The 7,457-nt window shown below is 59.0% G+C and carries 6 protein-coding genes; 1 reads left to right on the top strand and 5 read right to left on the bottom strand.

Annotated features, from left to right (window positions below; genetic code table 11):
- Positions 1–329 precede the first annotated feature (329 nt).
- Positions 330–650 (bottom strand): hypothetical protein, encoded by a 321-nt coding sequence (locus VFQ24_18795; GenBank protein HET9180411.1) that lies wholly within the window; start codon positions 648–650, stop codon positions 330–332.
- A gap of 187 nt (positions 651–837) precedes the next feature.
- Here VFQ24_18795 and VFQ24_18790 point away from each other — a divergent pair, with 187 nt between their 5' ends.
- Complete coding sequence (locus tag VFQ24_18790; GenBank protein HET9180410.1) at positions 838–1,041, top strand: hypothetical protein; 204 nt, start codon at positions 838–840, stop codon at positions 1,039–1,041.
- 7 nt (positions 1,042–1,048) lie between these two features.
- Here VFQ24_18790 and VFQ24_18785 read toward each other — a convergent pair whose 3' ends face one another.
- The 4 genes from VFQ24_18785 to VFQ24_18770 all read right to left on the bottom strand — a co-directional run bounded on the left by VFQ24_18785 (position 1,049) and on the right by VFQ24_18770 (position 7,296).
- On the bottom strand, positions 1,049–2,188 hold the full coding sequence (locus VFQ24_18785; protein HET9180409.1) for an FAD binding domain-containing protein: 1,140 nt from the start codon (positions 2,186–2,188) through the stop codon (positions 1,049–1,051).
- Positions 2,189–2,355: 167 nt separating this feature from the next.
- The gene (locus VFQ24_18780) at positions 2,356–2,973 is read right to left on the bottom strand and encodes a DUF4126 domain-containing protein (protein HET9180408.1); all 618 of its coding nucleotides are present in this window, start codon (positions 2,971–2,973) and stop codon (positions 2,356–2,358) included.
- Positions 2,974–3,207: 234 nt separating this feature from the next.
- A complete protein-coding gene (locus VFQ24_18775; GenBank protein ID HET9180407.1) occupies positions 3,208–4,902 on the bottom strand; it encodes a Zn-dependent hydrolase in 1,695 nt (564 codons plus the stop codon).
- A 258-nt stretch (positions 4,903–5,160) separates the two neighbouring features.
- Positions 5,161–7,296, bottom strand: a complete 2,136-nt coding sequence (locus tag VFQ24_18770) for a prolyl oligopeptidase family serine peptidase (GenBank protein HET9180406.1) — start codon at positions 7,294–7,296, stop codon at positions 5,161–5,163.
- Between the last annotated feature and the right edge of the window lie 161 nt (positions 7,297–7,457).

The raw sequence follows: 7,457 nt of genomic DNA, 5'->3' as shown, positions 1-7,457 counted from the left end.
GATCGCAAACTGGAGCAGATTCACGCCCTGGCCGACCGACGCCTCAGCCCCAAAGCTCCAAATTCGTCTCAAAGCTCGGTTACATTTTAGATGGCGCGACATGTACAACCCAAAGTTACTTTCTTAAATGGCTTGATAGGGTAAGGCCAGTGGAACTAAAGCCACGCCTCATCGACAGGCATCAAACTCTTCAAGAGTTGCTGAGACGCCCACGCCAAGAAGCCGTGGAGCAAGCGCCCGGGAAGCGGCCAGAAATGCTTCAAGCCGCGGGACGTGGCGAATTTGCAGCGGTGTGCAGAGTCAGCATCTTGACGAATCTTCTGAGCGGCTCAGGCCAGGACGAAGCCCATGGGCCGTATGCATGCAAATGGCGTTCTGCGACCGTGTGGAGTTGACTTCTGGCGATCGTCTAGCCCCTCTGAGAAGCTCCGGTTCGTTTTAGGTTTGATTTTCAGGGTTTCTAATGTTTTCAATAAGATCGGTAGCTTCGTTTTCCGGTTCGTTCCGGTTCGTTTTTTCCACAGGCACGTGTTTTCAACAACTTCTCCGCTTCGTTTTAGGTTCGTTTCCGGTTCGTTTTTTGGCAATTTTCCTTTGTTTTCAATAACCTCTCCGGTTCGTTTTTCAAAAAACGTGTTTTTCTGTCCCATTTGTTATTTTTAGCCCCGGAAAACCCGACGCATGCAGGCACTGAAAGGAGACTACCATGCTAGGCCAGAAAAGTCAAGCAAAATCGGCCGCAATGTCGCTGCAAAGTGAGAAGTTCCGGTATGAGCAAAGTAGAAAGTTCCGCTCTAGGTGGTAGAACCTTGGGGGATAAGAAAAGAGGAACTGAGGTTGAGTCAACAGGATCGGGACCGGTTAGTCGTGTTCGAAGGGATCGAGCGAGGGCATTGGAGCCAGCGGGAAGGAGCAGCGCAGTTGGGGCTGAGCACGCGCTGGGTGAGGAAGCTGCTGGGGCGGCGGCAGGAGGGCGATGGAGGGATCGTGCACCGGCTGCGGGGACGAGTGTCGAACCGGCGGTTCACTGCGGCGCTCTGATTAGCCGTCATTGGCCGAGTCCGGAGCTGCGAGCGAGCCGCCGGCCGTGATTAATTAACCTGTCTGCCACCGCGAGCCGTTCGGCCTCCCAGCGCGGTAGCGCGATGGACAAGTCAAAGTCAGCCGCCTGCATGTCCTGCGCCAGCGCCACAGCGTCGCCCGAAGCTTTGGAAGTTCCGGCGGCGGTATGGGGTCGCACAACACACGCGCAGTCACCCAGGGTGGCAACACTGCCCCGGTACATGGCGGGGGTGCGTAGATCGTAGACCACTTGAATGAACGGTTCGGGCGTGGCGTGCACAAGGTGCGCGAGCACGGGGGGGAGGTATCCGTCCGCGCGCTCCCGGAGCGTGGCCAAATGACGTGGCTGCACAGCACCGGCCGGTACTGACGAACGATGCGAATGCCCGTCTCGGTCGCGCAGAATCTCCGGCAGGTCGCGGTCGCGATCGGTGTTCCAATACCAGACCCAGTTCAGCCGCCTGGCGCCCGGCTCCAACTCGCCCCGCTCGCCGGGGATCAGGTAGCTGAGCAGATGGAAGTCCGCGCCCTGAAAAAGCGTGAAGCGGCGAGCGAGCACCTCCACAACGTGCGCAGGTGCCTGCGACTCTGGAAACACGCCCCGCCAAGCCACGTAACCCGCGTAAACCGGCTGTACTTCTGGAAAAAGGTAGCGGCGCACTGTTGAACCCAAGCCGTCCGCGCCGATGACTAAATCTCCCTCGGCTCGCTCGCCGTTCGCGAACTTCACGACTGAACCTGCCGCGTTAGAGGAAAGACGGATGCACTGATAACCGTAGTGGTAACAATCCTCGGGGAAGGCAGCGCGGAGCTGGCTAAAGACTGCATCCCAGGACGTAAATGGCGTGGAATCGGGAAAATGCTGAATGACCCGGCCTTGCCGGTCGAGAAACTGGCGCTCCACACCCGGAATGCTGAGCGTAGCCGGTGCCGCAATGCCATGCGTGCTCATCCAGTCCAGCATCTCGTACTGCACGACGAGGCCACCGCCGCGCCCCCGTAAAGTCGTCGGTGACTGCTCGTAAATGTGGGCATCACATCCCAAGCATCGCAGTGCAATGCCTGCGGATAGCCCGGCGATCGAACCGCCGATGACGACTATTCTAAGGCGCTGTGGTTTTGGCACGGTGCGCTCTGAGGCGTAGCTGACAGGTATGCTGATCGCCGAAAGTGACGTTTATCCCGTTTCACCACTCTTCTGCTAGGTCTGCTTTCTCGGACTGTCCAGCAGTCCTACCCTTTGCGCGCCTCGCGGAAAGGCTGGCACCACTCTCAGTCAGTGACCAACGGTTTTCATGAGATACTCACGATAAAGGTGCGGAAAGCCCCGGCAAACAGTCCGAAACCCTTGCGGAAAGTGCGGTAGAGAACAACGGTCAGGTAAATCATGCCCGAAAGCAGCGCAACCACAACGGCGATGGTCACCACCGGGTGGGTGGCCGCGAGCCACGCTACCGAGGCGGCCAATGCCTCTTCGGCAAGGCTAAAGGCGGAGGTACTGAACGGTTCGGGGCTGGCTTCCAGCGGAGTGCGCAGGGCCGTCTTGATGCTGTGCGAGGAAAACGCCACTCCGCCGCCAAGCAGAGCGCCCAGCACCCGCCATTCTGTGGGGGCAGGACTGAGAGCGGCATAGGACAGCAGCGCGGCGGCAGGCGGACGGAGGAAGGTGTGGATGGCATTCCATACGCTGCCCACGTAAGGGATTTTATCAGCAAAGAATTCCAATGCGAAAAGCGCCAGCGCAAGGGCGATCACGATGGGATTAGCAAGAACAGCGAGCGATGCCGGCAGATGAATCACTCCGAAATGCTGGAGCAGGCCAAGCACCGCAATGGTTGCATAAAGCTTCAGGCCCGAAGCGTACGACATCCCCATCGCCAGGCCCAGAGCCGCCAGCATTGCAGGGGACATTCTTCACCTCACAAACCGCCGATTGAGGCCGAAGTCATCTTATCCGATCTTTTGGAGATGATCCAGAGCGCCGGGTGGCGCATACGTTCCGGGGTCTGGAATGTATGCGTAGCAGGGGGGTTGCCTCTACGTCAATTGATGTAGGGAAAGAAGGACCGCATACATCGCAAAAGGCGCGACGTATGCGCCACTCGCGACGCCGTTATAGATGGGGTACTGCAACTTAAGAGCTGCTTACTGCACCTTTTCAGGGAATGAAAAAACGGGGTCGATATCGACGGGCACGTCTCCGGTTTTGGCAAGAGCGGATTGGAGGGTTTGCGGCATGCTACCGTAACGCTTGAACCAGGCTTCGGCGCGGGCGCGGGCGCCGGTGGCTTCGATTTCCAGCAGCTCGCGGGCCAGCTTGGCCAGCGCGCCGGGCATGCGCAGATAATCGATGCGGTATTTTCCGTTCTGGTCGTTCCAGGTGATGGCCTTCTGCTCGCTCAGATAGTTGAACTCCATGATTTCCGCTTTGCCGTGCGCCTCGCCGACCCCATATCGCACCGTGCGGAAAATTCCGCCCACATAGGAAGCGTAACTCTCATCCAGTCCCGATTCCGGAAGCGCGTGACGGTCAACCAGCCACTTGAGCCCGTACATGCCGACCACGTCGGCCTTGGCTTCTTCAAGAGCTGAATAGATGGGGCCAATCGCCTCGGGAATTCTGACCTGCCTGTTCCCGACATGCGCGAACGCGGGACCGAGACCATGCGAAATTTCGTGCATCACCACCATGGCCATAAAACCATCGCCCGAGACCTGGGCCGCCTGGCCGGGCTCCATGAGATGCTTGACCAAGGGAAGAATCACGTAGTTCACACGGGCGTCCATGAAGTTCTTGAAGAAGATTTTCTTGGTGCCTTTGGTCTGGTGGATCCTGGGATCGTTCGGCAGGTTGTCCGCCACGGCCTGGTAGCCATGCCGCAGGTCTCCGGCGCGGAACGGCGAATCCACAACTTCCATCGGCGTCAGATGGCCGCTCAGCGAAGGCAAATCCGCTGACGGCAGCGGCAGGTCGCGCTGGATCATGGGAATGTACTTTTCGTAGAGCGCAAGCTTTTTGCTTTCGGCGTCATTCCGAATCAATACCGCTGCGCCGTAGGAGGTTTTGACCCCGAGCAGGCCGTCCAGGTAGGTTTCGTATGGGGCAAAGATCACGTCGATTTTCGGGTTCTTCAATTCAAGCCACAGAATGTCGCTCGGGTAGTAATTATCGTTCAGTAATGCGACGGCCCGCGCCGCCAGGAATTTTGCAAACATCTTATCGTCGGAAAGCTTTGCGGCCTCGCGCAGGTCCGCGGCAGCTTTTTCAAGAAACGGCTTGTAGGCCACGTTGTAGGGAACGGCGGCCAGGTCGCGGTCTTCGTGCTGGACAACGGTATAGGGACTGTAGATTTCGTTCTTTGCGGCATGATGTGATTTTATATAGCGATCGATCTCCGCCCGGGTCAACTTGGGCGGGTAAAGCCAGTGTCCCGGCGGCATGGGAGCTGTTCCCACAAATGGTTTGTTATCGTCCAGCAGGTCAAACCGGCTGCCATTAATCATCAGGAAGCGTCGCAGTTCCACGTCGGCCGGAGCATTACTGCCTTCCAGAGTCAGGTAAAGCTCAAGCGCCACAGGGTCGCTCTGTCGCCAGAAAATATTGTCCAGATAACGGCACGCATCCACGAGCTTGTCCACTACCTGGCGCTGAGTATCTGTCAAGCCTGATGAGTCGTACGGCATATCGACGCGGCGCCATTTGGCCAGGCGTGAGGGCAGATCAGGGGCCACAACCCCGAAACGGGCCGTCTTGCTGGCGCCGGGTTTGCCGCGTACGGTGCATGCCATAGAACACGCAATAAACAGAATGATAATGCCGACTGAGGTGCTTCGCCTCATTCTGCCTCCATCTGCGCGCGGGCGCCCGCGACGTTTCGTCCATTGGCAAAGCCGCGGAGAAACGAGCGTCATCAACGGCCCGTCCTGGCGTGGCGTCCCACGGAACGTTTGCAACGAGGCTTGGCGCCCGTCATTCCGATCCCGCAAAGCGGGAGAGGAATCTGCTTTTGGTCTGGCGCAGAAGCAGATTCCTCGGGCCGGAAGACCACCAACCCTCGGAATGACGGCGCAAGATGAACAATCACGCCGGACACTGCACTAGCGTTTCGCAAGATCGCTCCCAAGGTAATGGTCAAAAAAATCAGAAGCCGCATGATACGCGCGCAGCCAGGTGGAATGCAGAAGGAAATCGTGAATTTCGTCCGGAAACACGATCTGTTGTAACGTCACATGCTCCTGACGAAGCGCTTCCACCATGTGCACCATTTCCTTGAAAGGCACGGTTCGATCGTCGTCGCCCTGGATGAGCAGCACGGGCGACCGCCAGGTCTTGACATAAGCGAGCGGCGAAGACTCGAACGCCACGCGCATGGTTTCAGGCTGCCGCTGCTCGTAATAGGACGGCACCCAGTCTGGAATCTCAAAATTCCAGTTGTGTACGCCTGAGATATCAACTCCAGCAGCGAAAAGGTCGGAGGAGCGGGCCAGCGCGAGCGCCGTCAGATAGCCGCCCCATGACCCGCCCCAGATGCCAATCCGGTTGGGGTCAACATCATTCCGGCTGCGGAGATAGAGGCCGGCCCCTTCGACGTCGCTGAACTCGCTGGCGCCACTGGCCCCGTAATTGGGCGCCTCGCGGAAATCCAGGCCATAGCCGATGCCGCCGCGATAGTTGATGGAAAGCACAACATAACCACGGCTGACCAGAAACTGGTCGAGCGCGTACGCATTGCTGTAATAGCCCATGTAATGCCAGCCCAGCAGCATCTGCCGCTGCGAACCTCCGTGGACAAACACAACGGCTGGATGCCGTACGCCGTCATGGTCGTTTGCGGGCAGATATAATTGGGCGTGGATGCGAAGGCCGTCCGCGGCGGAAATCATCACGGGTTGCGGCGTCGCCATTTCGTGCGCCGGAAAATCGGCCGGAATGGCGTCCGGGGCAAGATCGCGGAGTTTGCCGGAAGGCTCGAGAACCGCAGGCCGCGCCGGAAGTTTCGCATCTGAGTGCAACAGGATGACGGCGTCACCCTGGTTTGCCACCACAGGCGACCACTCAATTCCATCACCGCGGGTCAAAGGCTCCGGATGGTCTCCTGTGACGAACTCCTTCCAGAGGTGCCGGCGGTCAACATCATTTTCATTGGAGTTAAAGACCAGCTCGCGACGGTCCGGCGTGAGCGTCACGTCCTCCACGATGTAGTCCCCCGAGGTCAGCAGCCGCGCCGCTCCTCCTTCGACCGGAACCGTATAAAGGTGCAGCCAGCCGTCGCGCTCCCACGGAAACACGAGAAGATTACCATCCGCCCAAAGCAACTGATGGGCGCCATGGACCCCGTGGAACACGCTGCCCGCACCTTCCTGCGCCTTCCAGATTTCCTTCCCGACGCCGCTTGCAACATCCGCAACCCGGATGGACCACGGGACGCCGGTGCGCGCGGGGCCAAAGATTCTCTCGTGCTCCGAGGCAGGAATCCGGATGAAGGCAATCTGTTTTCCGTCCGGCGACCAGACGGGATTCGAGTCAAGGTCAACGCTGGGGTCGAGATAATGGACGCTTTGTTGCGCGAAATCGTAAACGCCGATCAGCCAGTGGTCACCGCGGTTGCTCACAAAAGCGAGTTTCGTGCCGTCCGGCGACCAGCGCAGCGATCCTGTCGAGCCCTCTGCGTGAATGAGCTGCGCCGCCTTGCCCGCCGGATTGATGCTGACCAGCCACACCTGTCCCTTGCAAAGGAAGGCGACGCTCGTGCCTTTGGGTGAAACTGCGGGCGCGTAGCCTTCGCCCAGGAGTTGCGGAGCGTCACCAGTGAGCGGCATGAGCCATACGTTCTGCTCGACGCCTTGCGGTACGCTCGCGGGGTTCGGATAGGGCGCGCCCGCGTCTTCCAGGTCGCCGCCGCGCACATAGACAACGGCGGAAGCGTCCGGAAGCCAGGCGATATCTCCAACGTCCTGGCCGTCATCCCCGGAATAGCTGGTAAGCTGGCGCGCGGCAAAGTTGCTCCCATTGGGCTGCACTTCCGCCACCCAGATGTTGCGCGCTCCCGCGGCATTAAAAACCCACGCAGCTTTGGCGCCCGCGGGCGCCGCCGTTAGCTCGGCTGGAAACGGCACGCTCATCACCTGCTCGATCGTAAAAGGCCGCGGCCCGGCGGCGAGACAGACGGCCGGGACAAAGGTAAGGAAGAAAATCAACGAAACGCGCGTGCAGGTCAGTGTGGGCTTCATCATGGAGTTGTCGAGGTGTAACAGCTCGGTGAAAAGGCAACCTCGTTCGTCATTCCGAAGGGCCGCCGTTCTTATCGGCCTGAGGAACCTGCTTTATCTTCAGTACACAGATCAAAAGCAGATTCTTCTCCCGCTTTGCGGGACCAGAATGGCAGACGCAACCG

The sequence above is a fragment of the Terriglobia bacterium genome, from assembly GCA_035712365.1.
In the GTDB taxonomy this organism is placed as follows: Bacteria; Acidobacteriota; Terriglobia; order UBA7540; family UBA7540; genus SCRD01.
Note: the sequence above shows the minus strand (reverse complement) of the source record. Positions and strands in the feature narration are given on the sequence as shown.